Source organism: Enterobacter cloacae complex sp. 382A5 (assembly GCF_050031095.1).
Lineage (GTDB): Bacteria > Pseudomonadota > Gammaproteobacteria > Enterobacterales > Enterobacteriaceae > Enterobacter > Enterobacter cloacae.
Genome location: NZ_JBLGVK010000001.1, coordinates 155713 through 173852, shown reverse-complemented (window position 1 = coordinate 173852; position 18140 = coordinate 155713). Strand labels below are relative to the sequence as shown.

Annotated in this window: 16 protein-coding genes; 11 read left to right on the top strand and 5 right to left on the bottom strand. The window is 54.5% G+C overall.

The annotated features are described in order from the left end of the window. Positions 1 to 79: 79 nt before the first annotated feature. The 5 genes from selB to ACQG2G_RS00820 all read right to left on the bottom strand — a co-directional run bounded on the left by selB (position 80) and on the right by ACQG2G_RS00820 (position 5606). Positions 80 to 1927, bottom strand: a complete 1848-nt coding sequence (gene selB, locus ACQG2G_RS00840; RefSeq protein ID WP_061771397.1) for a selenocysteine-specific translation elongation factor — start codon at positions 1925 to 1927, stop codon at positions 80 to 82. Then, positions 1924 to 3309, bottom strand: a complete 1386-nt coding sequence (selA, locus tag ACQG2G_RS00835) for an L-seryl-tRNA(Sec) selenium transferase (protein ID WP_061771398.1) — start codon at positions 3307 to 3309, stop codon at positions 1924 to 1926. Before selA ends, selB begins: the two co-directional genes overlap by 4 nt. 103 nt (positions 3310 to 3412) lie before the next feature. Next, complete coding sequence (locus tag ACQG2G_RS00830; protein ID WP_061771399.1) at positions 3413 to 4021, bottom strand: glutathione S-transferase; 609 nt, start codon at positions 4019 to 4021, stop codon at positions 3413 to 3415. A gap of 89 nt (positions 4022 to 4110) precedes the next feature. Next, positions 4111 to 5247 carry an HlyD family secretion protein gene (locus ACQG2G_RS00825; RefSeq protein ID WP_013094936.1) on the bottom strand — a complete coding sequence of 379 codons (1137 nt, stop codon included), beginning with the start codon at positions 5245 to 5247 and terminating at the stop codon, positions 4111 to 4113. Positions 5248 to 5249: 2 nt separating this feature from the next. Beyond that, positions 5250 to 5606, bottom strand: coding sequence for a DUF3302 domain-containing protein (locus tag ACQG2G_RS00820; protein ID WP_013094935.1), 357 nt, complete (start codon positions 5604 to 5606; stop codon positions 5250 to 5252). A gap of 659 nt (positions 5607 to 6265) precedes the next feature. Here ACQG2G_RS00820 and ACQG2G_RS00815 point away from each other — a divergent pair. The 11 genes from ACQG2G_RS00815 (at position 6266) to ACQG2G_RS00765 (ending at position 18130) form a co-directional block, all read left to right on the top strand. Beyond that, entirely contained in the window at positions 6266 to 8173 is a 1908-nt protein-coding gene (locus ACQG2G_RS00815) for a PTS mannitol transporter subunit IICBA (protein WP_013094933.1), read from the top strand. 102 nt (positions 8174 to 8275) lie between these two features. Continuing rightward, entirely contained in the window at positions 8276 to 9424 is a 1149-nt protein-coding gene (mtlD, locus tag ACQG2G_RS00810) for a mannitol-1-phosphate 5-dehydrogenase (RefSeq protein WP_061772533.1), read from the top strand. Beyond that, the gene (gene mtlR / locus ACQG2G_RS00805) at positions 9421 to 10011 is read left to right on the top strand and encodes a mannitol operon repressor MtlR (RefSeq protein WP_013094931.1); all 591 of its coding nucleotides are present in this window, start codon (positions 9421 to 9423) and stop codon (positions 10009 to 10011) included. The genes mtlD and mtlR overlap by 4 nt, the downstream gene beginning before the upstream one ends. A gap of 58 nt (positions 10012 to 10069) precedes the next feature. Continuing rightward, positions 10070 to 10432 carry a YibL family ribosome-associated protein gene (locus tag ACQG2G_RS00800; RefSeq protein ID WP_023621173.1) on the top strand — a complete coding sequence of 121 codons (363 nt, stop codon included), beginning with the start codon at positions 10070 to 10072 and terminating at the stop codon, positions 10430 to 10432. A 295-nt stretch (positions 10433 to 10727) separates the two neighbouring features. Further along, positions 10728 to 11591, top strand: a complete 864-nt coding sequence (locus ACQG2G_RS00795; RefSeq protein ID WP_061772534.1) for a radical SAM protein — start codon at positions 10728 to 10730, stop codon at positions 11589 to 11591. After that, positions 11588 to 12295 (top strand): deoxynucleoside kinase, encoded by a 708-nt coding sequence (locus ACQG2G_RS00790; protein WP_061772535.1) that lies wholly within the window; start codon positions 11588 to 11590, stop codon positions 12293 to 12295. Before ACQG2G_RS00795 ends, ACQG2G_RS00790 begins: the two co-directional genes overlap by 4 nt. A 1-nt stretch (position 12296) precedes the next feature. Further along, on the top strand, positions 12297 to 12722 hold the full coding sequence (gene nudI, locus ACQG2G_RS00785; protein ID WP_047024108.1) for a nucleoside triphosphatase NudI: 426 nt from the start codon (positions 12297 to 12299) through the stop codon (positions 12720 to 12722). 276 nt (positions 12723 to 12998) lie between these two features. After that, a complete protein-coding gene (gene lldP / locus ACQG2G_RS00780; protein ID WP_248766723.1) occupies positions 12999 to 14654 on the top strand; it encodes an L-lactate permease in 1656 nt (551 codons plus the stop codon). Continuing rightward, on the top strand, positions 14651 to 15424 hold the full coding sequence (lldR, locus tag ACQG2G_RS00775) for a transcriptional regulator LldR (protein ID WP_248766722.1): 774 nt from the start codon (positions 14651 to 14653) through the stop codon (positions 15422 to 15424). Before lldP ends, lldR begins: the two co-directional genes overlap by 4 nt. Beyond that, positions 15421 to 16608, top strand: coding sequence for an FMN-dependent L-lactate dehydrogenase LldD (gene lldD, locus ACQG2G_RS00770; protein ID WP_061772537.1), 1188 nt, complete (start codon positions 15421 to 15423; stop codon positions 16606 to 16608). Before lldR ends, lldD begins: the two co-directional genes overlap by 4 nt. Positions 16609 to 16789: 181 nt before the next feature. Next, positions 16790 to 18130: an MFS transporter gene (locus tag ACQG2G_RS00765; RefSeq protein ID WP_020686509.1), complete on the top strand. Its 1341-nt coding sequence runs from the start codon at positions 16790 to 16792 to the stop codon at positions 18128 to 18130. Positions 18131 to 18140 lie beyond the last annotated feature (10 nt).

Here is an 18140-nt window from a genome sequence, read left to right as displayed (position 1 = left end):
TCCTTGCTGTTGGTGTACAACAAGGGTAGTACCGGCTGGTGATTTTATCGCCAGCCGGGAGTGTTGTTTACGACAGGGGTCACGCTGTTTCTGGAAAGAGCAACGAATCCCGTAATAAATGGTCGTTACCGCGACGGCGGGTAAAACCGATGCGGTTGAAATATTCCAGGATCTGAATGGCAAGCTTTCGCCCCACGTTCAGACGATCGCGGAAATCAGCCGCACAGGTGGAGCCTCGCGCCTGATCCAGTTCGCGGATCAGGCTGGCAAACGCGACGATACGATCGTTGCGGTAATAACGATCTTTCACGATCGCAACGATGAGCCCCTGCTGCGCGGCATGGCGCAATACCTGGCGCATCACCTGCTCGTCGGTATTCGTTTCACGGGCGAGATCGCGAACCCACCAGGGCTCATCGCCAAACAGAGGGGCCGCTTTTTGCCAGATTGCCTCTTGCTCTGCGGTGAATCCGGCTTTGTGTTCCGGCAGATGCAGCCAGCCGTGGTGGCTTTTGATCACGCCGCTTTCACGCATGTTTTCTATCAGCAACAGCACCAGCGCATCGTCTTCCATTGGCAGCGCCATACGACGCAGGCGCTCGCGCCCCGGGCCAGGCTCATCCTGATGCTGTTCATGGTAGGTGGCGAGCGTGTTTAACACCTTACGCTGCCAGCACGCCGCAACCGGCGCGTTCAGCAGGTTATTACCGGCCTGGATAAATCCCGGCTGCTGGGTCAGCGGGAGTAGGCCTTCGTTGCTGAGCTGTCGTGCCCAGGCGAAGTCGGTCAGGTTCACCGCACCGCGTTCAAGATGCACCTCCAGCGCAGCCTTGTCGTTACTGGCCTGCGCCAGTGCCGACAGCCACTGCAAATACTCCGGTTTACGCTTCCCGCGACGCGGCGGGTTGAGCGTCACCACCCGCGCCCCGGCCAGCGTTTCTCGCGCCGAAATATCACGCAGCACCAGACGGTCATTATCTGCCAGCCAGAGTGGCGTATCGAAAACCAGTTCAGCGAGATCGTTTTCCAGCAGCGACACGCGCCCGGTGATATGGCTGGCCGCATGGTGGATATGCAGCGGCTGCCACTGACTGAGCGGGATATGCGTCTGCAGGGAGACAATCACCCGCTCAGACGGTTCTGGCGGCGCCTCAGACAGCAGCCAGTCGCCGCGGTTTAGCTGCGCTTTCTCCGCATCGCCGGCAATATTGAGGGCGATACGCTGCCCGGCATGGGCATGATCAACGGGCTGGTTTTGTGCATGCAACCCACGCACCCGCATCAGCTTGTTAATACCCGTCAGCCATACGGTATCGCCCACCTTCACTTCTCCACTCAGGGCAGTACCGGTCACCACCAGACCCGCACCTTTAACGGTAAACGCCCTGTCGATGGCCAGACGAAAGCGATGATGGCTGGCATGTTCCCGCGACGAAAGCTGCTGCAAATGGTGGCGAAGTGCGTCGATCCCGCGCCCTTCTGTGGCGACTGTTTCAAACAGCGCAGCATCGGTAAAGCCATATTCGCGCAACGTGGCCTGCACCGCCTCGCGCACTTCGTTAATACGCGTCGCGTCCACACGATCGGCTTTGGTCAGCGCCACGGTTAGCTGTGGGTTGCCCGTCAACTGCAGGATCGCCAGGTGTTCACGCGTTTGCGCCATAACGCCGTCATCACATGCCACCACCAGCAGGGCATGGTCAATACCTCCGACCCCCGCCAGCATGTTGGAAAGAAACTTTTCGTGTCCGGGGACGTCAATAAAGCCCAGCACGCGGCCATCGGGCTGCGGCCAGTAGGCATAACCCAGATCGATGGTCATACCGCGCTTTTTCTCTTCCGGCAGGCGATCGGCATTCACGCCCGTGATGGCCTGCAACAAGGTGGTTTTTCCGTGGTCAACATGACCGGCGGTGGCAATAATCATTTCAACAGCATCTCCAGAAATCGCTCTTCATCTTCAAGACAGCGTAGATCCAGCCACATTCGGCCATCGTAAATTCGCCCGATAACCGGCGTTGGCAGGGCACGCCAGCGCGCAGAGAGCGCGTCAAGCCTGCTGCCGCGGCCATCGCGCGGGGTGAAGGTCAGGGCCGCGCTGGGCAGCCGATCCACCGGTAACGAGCCACTGCCAATTTGCGACTGGCAGGGCTCAATGCGCACGTCGAAATCGGCGTAATGCGACGCGACATTCGGCAACAGTAACTCGGCCTGCGCGCGAATCGAGGCGGCATCACGCGTTAACAGACGCAGCGTTGGCAGGCGTTCCGCCAGTTTCTCCGGGTGGAGATAGAGCCGCAGCGTCGCGTCCAGCGCGGCAAGCGTCATTTTATCGGCACGCAGGGCGCGCTTCAGCGGATGCTGCTGCAGTTTCGCAATCAATTCACGCTTACCGACGATGATCCCGGCCTGCGGCCCGCCCAGCAGCTTATCACCGGAAAAACTGACCAGGCTAACGCCCGCCGCAATCATCTCCTGCACCATCGGCTCTTTCGGCAGACCATACTGGCTCAGATCCACCAGCGAGCCGCTGCCGAGATCGGCAACGACCGGCACATTCAGCTCCTGGCCTATCGCCGCTAGCTCGGCCTCTTCAACGGCTTTAGTGAACCCTTCGATATGATAATTACTGGTGTGGACCTTCATCAGCAGGGCGGTGTTTTCATTAACCGCCGCACGGTAATCTTTCGCATGGGTCCGGTTAGTGGTACCCACTTCATGCAGGGTACAGCCCGCCTGGCGCATCACGTCCGGGATGCGAAACGCGCCGCCAATCTCCACCAGTTCGCCGCGCGAGACGACCACCTCTTTGCCGCTGGCGGTCGCTGCCAGCATCAACAGGACCGCCGCCGCGTTGTTATTCACAATGCAGGCATCTTCAGCACCGGTGAGCTGACAAAGCAGATCCGCCAGGGCCCGATCACGATGCCCGCGTCCTGCACCGTCGAGATCGTACTCCAGCGTGACAGGCGAACGCATGGCCTGCGTTACGGCATCTACCGCCTCTTCCGCCTGTTGCGCACGCCCGAGATTGGTATGCAGGACAGTCCCCGTCAGGTTAATCACCGGGCGCAACGCGCTTTGCCCTTTCTCAACCAGCCTCTGTTCCAGCTCCTGCTCCCACGCCACGCACCAGCCGGGCAAGGCATTTTCTGCCTGAATATGGCGCCGGGCCTCGTCCTGAAGCAGACGTAACATCTCAACCGTCGCGGTATGGCCGAACCGCTCGACAGCGGAATGAATAAGGGGTTCACGAAGGAGTCGGTCGGTAGCGGGGATCTGGCTGTACAGGGAGTGATGAGTAGTCATGAAAGCGCCTGGCGAGTAAATATCATCCCCCCTCCCGACGGGAGAGGGAGTTAACATGTGGAGGGATTGTACCGCCTCCTGACGCGAAGTGTTATAACCCGCGTCAAGCCTTTGGCGGTTCGGTACGGGCGAAGCTCTCGCGCTGGAAGAGCGTTTCGGCGAGCTTCACCAGCAGCGGACGGTCGACGCACCAGCCAGGGGAGACGCGACGAAAGTTGAGATAACCAATGGCGCAGGCGATAGCGATCGTCGCCAGATTCAGGCTATCCGTTGCTATTTTGCCCTCCTGGATGAGCTGCTCGCACCTGTCCAGGCTGCGGCTGATTTTCTCACGCTGGCGCAGCAGCTCCGTTTCCGACTGCTGAGCAACGGGCCTTGCCTGCTCGCGCACGGAAGTTAACGCCGCATCCATGATGCCATCGGCCAGCGCTTCAATTTGCTTCACTGCCAGGGCCGCCTTCGGATCTGCCGGTAACATGGCTGGCACAACGCCGAGCAGTTCGATGTACTCAGCGATAATCGGGGAATCAAACCAGTATTCGCCCTCGTCCGTTACCAGCGCCGGGACTTTCCCCAGCGGGTTGTACTGCGCAACGCCGTTTTCGGCGTTATAGGGCTGTTCATTAACGAATTCAAATTCAATCCCTTTCTCCAGCAGGAGAATCGAGATCTTTCGCACGAAGGGACTGGTGTAGCTGCCGATGAGTTTCATTGCCTGATCCTTGATGCCAGAAAAAGTCAGTATGGATCAAGCGCTGAAAAAAGGGCAGGTATGCATGTCGCATTCCTGCCCGGCGAGGATTAATGATCAAGATAGAGATAGTGCATCCAGCTGGTCATGCGCAGCAGGACTTTACGCATCACCGAGACGTGCGCGAAATGGTCGGAATAGACCGCCACCTGCGCGTAAATACCGTCCGGCAACGCATCAACGTCGGCGTTAGGCTCCAGTTCTATCAGCGCCTGCACGCCATCCGTTCCCGGTGTTACCGTTAGCGATTGCAGTGCCCCCTGCGCCTGATATGAGCCCCCTGGCACCACCGGCAGAATGCTGGTGAGCTTGCCGGAGAAGACCTGCCCCGGCAGGGCATTAAACACCACTTCCGCTTCATCGCCCGGCTTCAGACGCAGCAGCGAGTTCTGACGGAACTGGGCCACAATCTGGCGTTTCTGTTCAGGAATAAAGACCATGACCGGGCGCAGCGGCAGCGCGGCGGCATACGTTCCCGGGCGAATCAGCACCTGGGTGATGTAGCCATTGCTCGGCGCACGCACCACGGTCTGATCCAGGTTGTATTTGGCTTCGGCCAGCTGGGCGCGTAAAGAGGCAATCTGCGACTGTTCGCCGTTCACCATGCTGTCTAACTGGCTTTTGATCTGCGTCTGTTCCGCCACTGAGCCTTTTACCAGCGCGTCCTGAGCCAGATAGTTCTGCCGCGCGTTGTCGATATCGCTCTCAGAGAACGGGTTTACCTTCGCCTGGCTGCCTTTGAGATAGCGCTGGTAATCTTTATACAGACGGTCCCGCTCGGCGGACACGCGCGTGGTGTTGGCTACTGCTTCCGACAGTTGCGCTTTGAGCACGTCGATATTGTGCGTCGCGGTCACCAGGTCGGCCTGCAGTCTGTCGACCCGTGCCTGATAGCGGCCCGGGTCAAGTTTAAATAACACTTCGCCTTTTTTAATAAGCTGGTTATTTTTATCAGTGACTTCGCTGACCACGCCGGTCACCTGCGGCGTAATCGGAATGGAAATAACCGCTTTTTGCGCCGTAAACGTATACGGGTGGTTATAGTTCATTAATAAAATGAGGCCCGCCACAATAAATACCCCACCTAATGTGGCGGTGGCGAGCGTCCACTGGTTGACCGGAATACGGAATATTTTAAAAATCGCCCAGGCAAACGCCACGTAGGTCAAAATAATCAACAGATCCATAATTAGCGCTCCAGCGTTTTCGTATCAGCAGTGGGCTGTACCGCGGCCAGCTTTTGTTCTAATTCGGCCACGCGTTTGGCCAGCGCATCCATACCCGGCACCTCATCAGGTTTGGTGATGTGGTTTTGCATGCCCCAACCGCGATCTTCCCGGTACAGAGTGGCCCAGATCCACAGGAACGGCCAGATGGCATGGAGCGTAAACAGGCTAATCCAGCCCGCCGTGTGGATTGCATCGGCATGGGGATGATTACGCTTTTTGGCCATGTTATAGGGGATGTCATGAATGGCGATGATTCCGTAAAACAGAACCAGAAAAACAAAAATCAATACGCCCAGCGCAAAATAGTTGAGAAACATATTCTCCTCACTTAAACAACGTCAACTCATTAAATTAATAAAACAGTACGCAACCTAATTAATTTATTTTTAAACATAAAAGGTAGACTGGTTATTTCAGAGCCGGGGAGTATCGGTTTTTATAATATCTCCATGCAAGTTTATAAACGTGTCAAAATATATCCTGAATAATAATATACTTAACCTTACATTATGAGCGTAATCCACGTTTTCGCTTTTCGCCATACCACACATGAAAAGTGGTTTTTTAGCTTTGCGCGTTGCCCAGAGCCATCGTGACGCTCATTCGTCAGGCAGAATTTGCCGCCGATCACAGCCGGAGAAATCCGTATAAAAATTTTTTGTGAATTAAATCACAACTCAGAAACAAACTCGCGACAACTAAATGTGACACATATCACAAAAACAGGGGTGTTTTGCCGATTTTCTCCCCATTGTGTTTTTTTTAGACTGTGGTTTTGTGATTCAGATCACCTCTTTTCCCGCCACACCCCCTGCATTTACGTGATTGTGATCACACAATTTTTCGCTGTCTGGACAGTTGAACGATTCAGTGCCAGATTTCACAGCATCAGAACAGGGCCCGGCTACCTCTGCCGCCTCATTAACAATAAACCTCGGGCCGCAAGCCTAAGCGTAAACAGAAGAAGGGGTGTTTTATGTCATCCGATTTCAAGATCAAAGTTCAAAGCTTTGGTCGTTTCCTCAGCAATATGGTGATGCCAAATATCGGCGCGTTTATCGCGTGGGGCATCATCACTGCATTATTCATTCCGACAGGGTGGTTGCCTAACGAAACGCTGGCGAAACTTGTTGGCCCAATGATTACTTACCTGCTGCCGCTGCTCATCGGTTATACCGGTGGTCGTCTGGTGGGCGGTGACCGTGGTGGCGTAGTGGGTGCCATCACAACCATGGGTGTTATCGTCGGTGCGGATATGCCGATGTTCCTCGGTGCGATGATCGCCGGTCCTCTGGGTGGCTGGGCGATTAAGAAATTCGACGTTTGGGTTGATGGCAAAATCAAATCCGGCTTCGAGATGCTGGTGAACAACTTCTCTGCGGGCATCATCGGTATGATCCTCGCGATTCTGGCGTTCCTCGGCATTGGCCCGGCAGTTGAAGTCCTGTCCAAGATTCTGGCGGCGGGCGTTAACTTCATGGTGGCGCACGACATGCTGCCTCTGGCGTCTATCTTTGTTGAACCGGCGAAAATCCTGTTCCTGAACAACGCCATTAACCACGGTATCTTCTCACCGCTGGGTATTCAGCAGTCTCATGACCTCGGCAAGTCCATCTTCTTCCTGATTGAAGCGAACCCGGGTCCGGGTATGGGCGTTCTGCTGGCGTACATGTTCTTTGGTCGCGGCAGCGCGAAGCAGTCTGCTGGCGGTGCGGCTATCATTCACTTCCTGGGCGGTATTCACGAAATTTACTTCCCGTACGTGCTGATGAACCCACGTCTGATCCTGGCCGTTATCCTCGGCGGTATGACCGGTGTGTTCACTCTGAGCGTGCTGAACGGTGGTCTGGTTTCTCCGGCGTCTCCGGGCTCTATCCTGGCGGTACTGGCGATGACGCCGAAAGGTGCCTATTTTGCTAACATCGCGGCTATCTGTGCGGCAATGGCAGTCTCCTTCGTGGTCGCTTCTATCCTGCTGAAAACCAGCAAAGTGAAAGAAGATGACGATATCGAAGCGGCCACCCGTCGTATGCACGACATGAAAGCCGAGTCCAAAGGCGCAACGCCGCTGTCAGCGGGTGATGTTTCTAACGACCTGAGCCACGTGCGTAAAATCATCGTTGCCTGTGATGCCGGTATGGGTTCCAGCGCAATGGGTGCCGGCGTGCTGCGTAAGAAAGTGCAGGATGCAGGCCTGACCAATATCTCAGTGACCAACAGCGCCATTAACAGCCTGCCACCGGATGTTGACCTGGTGATTACGCACCGTGACCTGACCGAACGCGCCATGCGCCAGGTACCGCAGGCACAGCATATTTCGCTGACCAACTTCCTCGACAGCGGCCTGTACACCAGCCTGACTGAACGTCTGGTGGCCGCACAGCGTCACGAAGACAACGAAGTGAAAGTGCGGACCAGCCTGCAGGACAGCTTTGACGAGAGCAATGCTCACCTGTTTAAGCTGGGCGCGGAGAATATCTTCCTCGGTCGTACCGCGAGCACCAAAGAAGAGGCAATTCGCTTTGCCGGTGAGCAGCTGGTGAAAGGCGGCTACGTTCAGCCTGAATATGTCGACGCGATGCTGGAACGCGAAAAACTGACGCCAACCTACCTGGGCGAATCCATCGCGGTGCCGCACGGTACGGTGGAAGCGAAAGACCGCGTGCTCAAAACCGGCGTTGTGTTCTGCCAGTATCCTGATGGCGTGCGCTTCGGTGAAGAAGAAGACGACATTGCCCGTCTGGTGATTGGTATCGCCGCTCGCAATAACGAGCACATCCAGGTGATTACCAGCCTGACCAATGCGCTGGATGATGAGTCCGTCATCGAGCGTCTGGCACAGACTGAAAGCGTTGAAGAAGTGCTGGCACTCCTCAACAAATAACAGCGTATCTTCCCTCTCCCCTTAAGGGAGAGGGCTAGGGTGAGGGGTATACGTTCCTCACCCCAGCCCTCTCGGGTAAAAACATTGATAAAGGTTAACACTATGAAAGCATTACATTTTGGCGCAGGTAATATCGGTCGTGGCTTTATCGGCAAACTGCTGGCAGACGCGGGCATTACGCTGACATTCGCCGATGTGAATCAGGTCGTTCTGGATGCCCTGAATGCCCGTCATAGCTACCAGGTACACGTGGTGGGAGAATACGAGCAGGTTGAAACGGTCTCTGGCGTCAACGCGGTAAGCAGCATTGGCGACGATGTTATCGACCTCATCGCCAGCGTTGACCTGGTGACCACCGCAGTGGGCCCGGTGGTACTTGAGCGCATCGCGCCTGCGGTCGCAAAAGGCCTGGCAAAACGTAAAGCGCAGGGCATCGATACCCCGCTGAACATCATTGCCTGTGAAAATATGGTGCGTGGCACCACGCAGTTGAAAGGCCACGTTCTGGCCGCCGTTGCGGACGAAGACAAAGCCTGGGTTGAAGCGCACGTTGGCTTCGTGGATTCTGCCGTTGACCGTATCGTTCCGCCGTCAGAATCTGCAACTAACGACCCGCTGGAAGTGACGGTAGAAACTTTCAGCGAGTGGATCGTGGACAAAACCCAATTTAAAGGCGCGCTGCCGACCATTCCAGGTATGGAATTAACGGATAACCTGATGGCATTTGTGGAACGTAAACTCTTCACGCTGAACACGGGTCATGCTATAACCGCGTACCTCGGAAAATTGGCCGGTCATCAGACTATTCGTGATGCGATCCTCGACGAGAAGATCCGCGCGGTGGTAAAAGGGGCAATGGAAGAGAGCGGCGCGGTGCTGATCAAACGCTACGGTTTTGATGCTGATAAACACGCAGCATACATCCAGAAAATCCTCGGTCGTTTTGAAAACCCGTATCTGAAAGATGACGTTGAGCGCGTGGGCCGCCAGCCATTGCGTAAGCTGAGCGCGGGCGATCGCCTGATTAAGCCGCTGCTGGGTACGCTGGAATACGGCCTGCCGCACGCCAACCTGGTGAAAGGGATTGCCGCCGCGATGCACTACCGCAGCGAGCAGGATCCGCAGGCGCAGGAGCTGGCTCAGCTGATTGATGACCAGGGCGCACAGGCTGCGCTGGCGCAGATTTCCGGTCTGGACGCCAACAGCGACGTGGTTGCGGAGGCGGTTAACGCATATAACGCAACCAAATGATGCACAGTGAGGCGCAGGTGATCCTGCGCCCTGATTACAGATTGTCAGATATGCAGGCAATAATGGAACAAACCCAGGCCTTTGAAAATCGTGTGCTTGAGCGTCTGAATGCTGGCAAAACCGTACGAAGTTTCCTGATTACCGCCGTCGAGTTGTTAACCGAGGCGGTGAATATCCTGGTACTTCAGGTGTTTCGCAAAGACGACTACGCGGTAAAATATGCTGTAGAACCGTTACTGGACGGCGACGGACCGCTGGGCGATTTATCCGTGCGTCTGAAGCTGATTTATGGTCTTGGCGTGCTGAACCGGCAAGAGTATGAAGATGCGGAGCTATTGATGGCGCTGCGCGAAGAGCTCAATCATGACGGTAATGAGTACACCTTTACCGATGACGAGATCCTTGGCCCCTTCGGCGAGCTGCATTGCGTTACCGCGCTCCCCCCTGCCCCCCATTTTGATAACAGCGACCCGGAACTGTACGCCATGCAAAAGCTGCGTTATCAACAGGTTGTCCGTTCCACGATGGTTCTTTCCCTGACTGAGCTGATTTCCCGAATCAGCTTAAAAAAAGCGTTTCAGAAGTAAGCCTGCTCACATTGGTGTATCCTTCCCTCTAAATTCCCCGTTTTCAGAGTTATTTGTCATGAAAGAAGTCGAAAAGAACGAAATTAAACGCCTGAGCGACCGCCTGGATCTGATCCGCCATCAGATGGCCGGTCTCTCGCTGGTAGACTCCGCCGAGAAGTACGCCGAGCTTGAGAAAGAGACCGCGAAGCTGGAAGCGGAGATCGAGCGCCTGCGCGAAGTGAAAAGCCAGAAGCTGAGTAAAGAAGCGCAGAAGCTGATGAATATGCCGCACCGCCGCGCCATTACCAAAAAAGAGCAGGCCGATATGGGCAAGCTGAAGAAAAGCGTACGGGGTCTGGTGGTGGTCCACCCGATGACCGAGCTTGGCCGCGAGATGGGCCTGAAAGAGATGACGGGTTTTTGTAAGACGGCGTTCTGATAATCCGAAGCTAAATTATCTTGGCCAATGCATTCATAACAAGAATGCATTGGGTTTTTATCTAACTCATTCCATTTTCGATTCGAATAAAGTTTATCTGTCATATCAAACTCCTTCCATGAGTAAGCACAGCCATTACAAGCATTGCAACCACAAAACTCAAAATTGGTGATAAGGCTAGCCGCAATAAATGGACAGATTTGCTTTTAATTTAACCAGCCAAAGAGTATGCTTACCAATAACCATGCAATATGAGTGGTTATTGGCTTTCAACCAACAAATCTGAGGAAATATAATGGACATTAGCACATTGCTTCTGGATTTTAGGATAACCTCACACTGCAATCTCGGATGTGATCTATGCTTCCGTAACCCTGGAATTAACGACTCCCCTCTCTCCAGCGCCCTTAATGTCATTGAACGTATGTATAAAATAGGTTTCCGTCGTATTGGTTTTACAGGTGGTGAACCGACGTCAAGAGCGGACTACATTGATTTAATTGAATATGCGAAACAGATGGGTTTTATGACCTATCTCTCAACCGTCGGACATCGCTTTACGATAGATCATGAGCGTTTAAATTCGATTCTGGACTGGGTGGGGATACCGATTGATGGTATAGATAAACTGGTCAATGCAGATATTCGCAGTGATAAAATGAGTAATCAGCACAGAGTTGTAAAAAATATATTATCATGGCTTCCAAATAACAATCAGATTAATATCAAACTTACCACTGTAGTTTCTCAAGCAAATATTAACATACTGGGTGACATCGTTAATTGGGTTGAAAATCTTCCCTATAAAATACAAGCATGGAGATTTTATCAATTTTGCCCTTTGGGTGTAGGAAAAGAAAAAAGGGATAAATTAGAAATTAACACAGAATTGTTTTTATATAAAATGAATATACTTGAAAAGCAACATCCTAATATGCCCATTAGTTGGGCTACTTTCGAAGAGAGAGATAAAGCAAATGTTGTTATGGAACCCAATTTCGACATCATCATACCTGATGGTGAAAAATATACTTTGCTGGGGAATATGCTAACCGACTCACCAGATAAAATCATTCATTCCATTTTTGGAAATAAAGAGATCATGAGGAAATGCGAGAACAACCGATTCTGGCTTGAGAATAGGGAATATACTGCATGAGATATAATTTTCTTTACATGGATCCCTGGTCGGCAGATAAGCAAGTATATAACAAGGACAGATGCCCTCTATATATATGTTTATCAGGTAACTCAGGGGTGGGTAAAAGCACGCTTCTGAAGAAATTGTCTACTCATCTTTTTAAGCAGGATTCATATACAATCGCTGTAGATGAAAAAAGTGTTCACCATTCTCTTCTTCCTTACCTTTTCAATGATACAAAAAACTACGGCTATCTTATTCAGATCAACTTTATGATACAGCGAGCGTTGATCATAAAATCATGGCTGGATAAGGGATACAATCTAATAATGGAGCGTTCCCATATTGAGGATTATATTTTTATTAATTTCATGTTTAAAGCTGGCTATATTAATAGGACTCAGCACGACTCTTACATTCAACTCTGGGAAAGAATAAGTGAATTACTAGCAGAACCCGATATCATAGCTTTCATTGATTATCCAGTAGAGTATTCACTTGCTCACCTAAAGAACGATGAAATGCATGGTATAAGGCCAGAAGAGTTTCCGGATGAGGAGATGAAAATTAAATGGATAACAGGCTGGCATGCAGAATACCAAAATTATATCGAAAATCTTCCAGATCATCTTCGCCAGCGCGTACTAGTTTGTAATCGTCCTGATGATATTGAAGTCTTTTCTGATATGATTATTCAGAAAGCTATTTTTTTAAGGAGATAAAATGCGCCAGAGAGTAATTGTGTGCCCTGTTATCCAAAACAACGGAGAGTATCTGCTCTGTAAAATGGCACCGGACCGTGGAGTTTTTCCAGGACAGTGGGCGCTACCAGGTGGCGGTATTGAACCGGGTGAGACGATGGAAACCGCACTGAGGCGAGAAATCATGGAAGAGTTAGGTGAAGAACTTAATATCACAGACATTCAACCATGGGCATTTCGTGACGATATCCGTACTAAAACGTATCAGGATGGCACTACCGAAGAAATTTACATGATTTATCTTATCTTTGACTGCATGAGTGCTAACCGGAATGTTACCTTCAATGAAGAATTTCAGGAAATAACCTGGGTTAGCCCTGATAAACTTAAAAACATGGACTTAAACGAGGCCACTCTGATTACTTTTTCCCAAAAAGGGCTCATTTAACAGTTGGCTGTTGTTTGACGAACGCGGGGTTAGCTTGGTCACGGCCAGCCCCGCTTCAAAATTGGCCCAACCAATCCCCCCTTTCTTTCTTCCGTGGCTCACAAATCCATTATTTCCGCTCACAAAACCATTGCCAGCCCATAACATCTGGTTAACCATTTGTTGTCATTACCCCTACAACACAACATTGGCAGGACCACTTTTACACAGACTGTGACGCAGAGATGAGCGGAGACTCACCCGCAGCATAGGCTGTCTGGTCCCCAGGAGACCTGCATGAGCCTCTGGCAACAAAACTACGACCCGGCCGGGAATATCTGGCTGTCCAGCCTGATCGCATCGCTGCCGATCCTGTTCTTCTTCTTTGCGCTGATTAAGCTCAAGCTGAAGGGCTACCTCGCCGCGACGTACACCGTCGCCATCGCGCTGCTGGTGGCGCTGTTCTTCTACAAAATGCCGATCGATCGCGCGCTGGCATCCGTTGTCTACGGTTTCTTCTACGGCCTGTGGCCGATTGCGTGGATCATCATTGCCGCAGTGTTTGTCTATAAAATCTCAGTCAAAACCGGGCAGTTCGACATCATCCGCTCGTCGATTCTCTCCATCACGCCGGACCAGCGCCTGCAGATGCTGATTGTTGGCTTCTCCTTCGGGGCGTTTCTGGAAGGGGCGGCAGGGTTTGGTGCGCCGGTGGCAATCACCGCCGCGCTGCTGGTGGGGCTGGGCTTTAATCCGCTCTATGCCGCCGGTCTTTGCCTGATCGTCAACACCGCGCCGGTGGCGTTTGGTGCGATGGGTATTCCGATTCTGGTCGCAGGCCAGGTGACTGGCCTGGACAGCTTCGAAATTGGTCAGATGGTTGGCCGCCAGCTGCCGTTCCTGACCATTATCGTGCTGTTCTGGATCATGGCGATTATGGACGGCTGGCGCGGCGTGAAGGAGACCTGGCCTGCGGTGATGGTGGCGGGCGGTTCGTTCGCGATTGCCCAGTATCTCAGCTCGAACTTCCTTGGCCCGGAGCTGCCGGACATTATCTCTTCCCTGGTGTCGCTGGTCTGTCTGACGCTGTTCCTGAAACGCTGGCAGCCGGTACGTATTTTCCGCTTCGCCGATATGGGCGCGTCGCACGTGGATCAAACCCTGGCGCGTACCGGCTACAGCGCAGGGCAGATCGTTCGCGCCTGGTCACCGTTCCTGTTCCTGACCGCCACCGTAACGCTGTGGAGCATCCCGCCGTTTAAGGCCCTGTTTGCCCCGGGTGGTGCGCTGTACGACATGGTGATTAACATCTCCGTGCCGTTCCTCGACAAGATGGTCGCCCGTATGCCGCCAGTGGTGCACAACGCCACGCCGTACGCGGCAGTGTTTAAGTTTGACTGGTTCTCCGCCACCGGCACGGCCATCCTGTTTGCCGCACTCCTTTCTGTGGTGTGGCTGCGCATGAAACCGGCCGCCGCGGTACAGACCTTTGCGGCGACCATTAAAGAATTGATGCTGCCGATCTACTCCATCGGCATGGTGCTGGCGTTCGCGTTTATCTCAAACTACTCTGGTCTGTCATCAACGCTGGCACTGGCGCTGGCCCATACCGGCCACGCCTTCACCTTCTTCTCGCCGTTCCTCGGCTGGCTGGGGGTATTCCTGACCGGTTCAGATACCTCGTCTAACGCCCTGTTCGCCGCCCTGCAGGCGACGGCGGCTCAGCAGATTGGCGTCTCTGACGTGCTGCTGGTGGCCGCGAATACTACCGGCGGCGTGACCGGGAAGATGATCTCTCCGCAGTCCATCGCCATTGCCTGTGCGGCGGTAGGGCTGGTGGGTAAAGAGTCCGACCTGTTCCGTTTTACCGTGAAACACAGCCTGATATTCACCTGCATGGTCGGGGTGATCACCACCCTGCAGGCCTATGTCTTAACCTGGATGATCCCATGATAGTCATGCCCAGACGCCTGTCCGACGAGATTGCCTCTCGCGTGCGGGCGCTGATTGAAGAACAACAGCTGGAAGCAGGCATGAAATTGCCCGCCGAACGTCAACTCGCCGCCCAGCTTGGCGTGTCGCGCAATTCCCTGCGTGAAGCGCTGGCGACGCTGGTCAGCGAAGGAGTACTGGTAAGCCGTCGCGGCGGCGGCACCTTTGTGCGCTGGCAACATGACGACTGGTCCGAGCAAAACATCGTCCAGCCGCTCAAAACCCTGATGGAGAATGACCCGGACTACAGCTTCGACATCCTCGAAGCCCGTCACGCCATCGAAACCAGTACCGCCTGGCATGCTGCCATGCGGGCAACCGAGGCCGACAAAGAGAAGCTCAGGGCCTGCTTCGACGCCACGCAAAGCAGCGACCCGGATATCGCTTCGCAGGCGGATGTCCGCTTTCACCTGGCGATTGCCGAGGCATCGCACAACGTGGTGCTGCTCCAGACCATGCGCGGTTTTTTCGACCTGCTGCAATCCTCCGTGAAGCAGAGCCGCCAGCGCATGTATCTGGTCCCGCCGGTCTTTGCTCAACTGACCGAACAGCACGAGGCGGTGCTCAACGCCATTCTGGCCGGTGATGCCGAGGCCGCACGCAAGGCGATGATGGCGCATCTGGGCTTCGTCCACACCACCATTAAACGATTTGATGAAGATCAGGCCCGACAGGCGCGTATTACCCGTCTGCCTGGCGAAAGTGATATATCCAGGGAGAACAAAGCATGATTATTTCAGCAGCCAGTGACTACCGCGCCGCGGCGCAGCGTATTTTGCCGCCGTTCCTGTTCCACTATATCGACGGCGGGGCCTATGCCGAATATACCCTGCGCCGTAACGTGGAAGATCTGTCGGAGGTGGCTCTGCGTCAGCGCGTGCTGAAGAATATGTCGGATCTGAGCCTTGAGACGAAACTGTTTAACGAAACGCTCTCCATGCCGGTAGCGCTTGCCCCGGTCGGGCTGTGTGGCATGTACGCCCGTCGCGGTGAAGTGCAGGCCGCTGCGGCGGCGGATGCCAAAGGCATCCCGTTTACCCTCTCCACCGTGTCTGTCTGCCCGATTGAAGAGGTGGCCCCGACCATCAAGCGCCCGATGTGGTTCCAGCTATACGTCCTGCGCGATCGCGGCTTTATGCGTAACGCGCTGGAGCGCGCCAAAGCGGCGGGCTGTTCCACGCTGGTCTTTACCGTTGATATGCCCACCCCCGGCGCGCGCTACCGTGATGCCCACTCCGGCATGAGCGGCCCGAACGCTACCCTGCGTCGTTACTGGCAGGCGGTAACACATCCGCAGTGGGCGTGGGACGTGGGCCTGAATGGCCGTCCACACGATCTGGGTAACATCTCGGCTTATCTCGGTAAACCTACCGGGCTGGAAGATTATATCGGCTGGCTGGCGAACAATTTCGATCCGTCCATCTCCTGGAAAGACCTGGAGTGGATCCGCGAATTCTGGGACGGCCCAATGGTGATCAAAGGGATCCTCGACCCGGACGACGCCCGCGACGCGGTGCGTTTTGGCGCAGACGGGATAGTGGTCTCGAACCACGGCGGACGTCAGCTTGATGGCGTGCTCTCATCCGCACGCGCCCTTCCGGCGATTGCCGATGCGGTTAAAGGCGACATCGCTATCCTCGCCGATAGCGGTATTCGTAACGGGCTGGACGTGGTGCGTATGATTGCGCTGGGTGCCGACAACGTACTGCTGGGACGCGCTTATCTTTACGCGCTGGCCACCAGCGGCCAGGCAGGGGTAGCAAACCTGCTCAACCTGATTGAGAAAGAGATGAAGGTTGCAATGACTCTCACCGGGGCGAAAACAATCGGCGAGATCAGCAAGGATTCTCTGGTGCAGGAGCTGAGCAAGATCCCTGCGGCACTGGCACCGCTTACCCACGGAGACGCGGCCTGACCCCCTCCCCTTAACCAACCTTACTCACGCGTCCGATCTCCTCCATCGGGCGCGTTTTTGTGCCACAAATAACATCTAGATAACATATTAGATAAGAATATTTGACATCCCCTGCCACACGCAATTGTATAGACAAGCAAATACAAGAACACAAAAACAACATCACATCAGAGAGGAGCGTATGGCCTATTCAGGTAAGGTGGATATTCAGCAGGTAATCGACGACAGTTCCTTTTCATGGTTTCACTGGCTACTCATTGTGCTGGGCTTTCTGGTGCTGGCAATCGATGGTTTCGATACAGCGGCAATGGGCTATATTGCCCCGACACTCTCGGCAGAATGGGGGATCCACAAACAGGATCTGGGGCCGGTACTGAGTGCCGCGCTGCTGGGACTGTCGCTGGGTGCGCTGATCGCAGGTCCGGTATCGGACCGGATGGGCCGCAAGCGCGTGCTGGTCTTTTCGTGTTTATTCTTTGGTCTTGCAAGCCTGGGCGCCGCCTGGGCGCAAACCCTGAACACCCTGACGCTGTGGCGATTTCTCACCGGCCTGGGTTTGGGTGCGGCAATGCCTAACGCCATCACGCTGATCTCAGAGTTTGCCCCTAAGCGCTGTCGCGCCATGGCGATCAATACCATGTACTGCGGTTTTCCTCTGGGCGCGGCGGGGGGTGGGGCAATCTCCTCCTGGCTGATTCCTCACCACGGCTGGCGAAGCGTACTGCTGACCGGCGCAATTGCCCCGCTGATCCTGACGCTGCTGCTGGCGCTGTTTTTGCCGGAGTCGGTGAAGTTTCTGGTTCAGCGTGGAAGAGACGTGATGCAGATCCGCCGTATCGCCAGCCGCTTCGCCCGCGGCACGCTGGATGGCGTGACCGGCTTTTTCCTGGCGGAGGAGCGGGTCGCGTCTAAGAAAGGGAGCGTGGCACAGCTGTTTTCTATGCCCTGGCTGCCCGGCACCCTGATGCTGTGGGTGACCTACTTTATGGGGCTGGTGATTTATTACGTCCTGCTGAGCTGGATGCCGACGCTGATGCTGGGGATGGGTTATCCGCTGGCGGAATCTGCCTGGCTCACCTCGCTGTTCACCTTCGGCGGTACCGCAGGCATTCTTCTCGCCGGGTGGATGATGGACCGCTGGGAGGCGCACAGGGTGGTGGCAGGTGGGTTTATGCTGACCATGGCGCTCATCCTGCTGCTCGGCATGGAGCATAATCACATCGCCCTGTTTGGCGGATTGATTTTCCTGATGGGGATCGCCATGAACGGCGCGCAATCAGGGATGCAAACTTTGGCCGCCACCTTCTACCCAACCGAATGCCGCGCGACGGGTATCGCGTGGATGCAGGGAATTGGCCGTTTTGGTGGCGTGGCGGGTACCATGACCAGCGCGCAGCTTCTCTCCATGCAGTGGCAGGCAGACAGTATTTTGATGATCCTCAGCCTGCCCGCGCTGGTGGCTGCAGGTGCCACCGTCTATAAAATGCTGCGCTGCCGCCCACAGGAACCCGGCGTCGCGTAGTGCCCGTCAT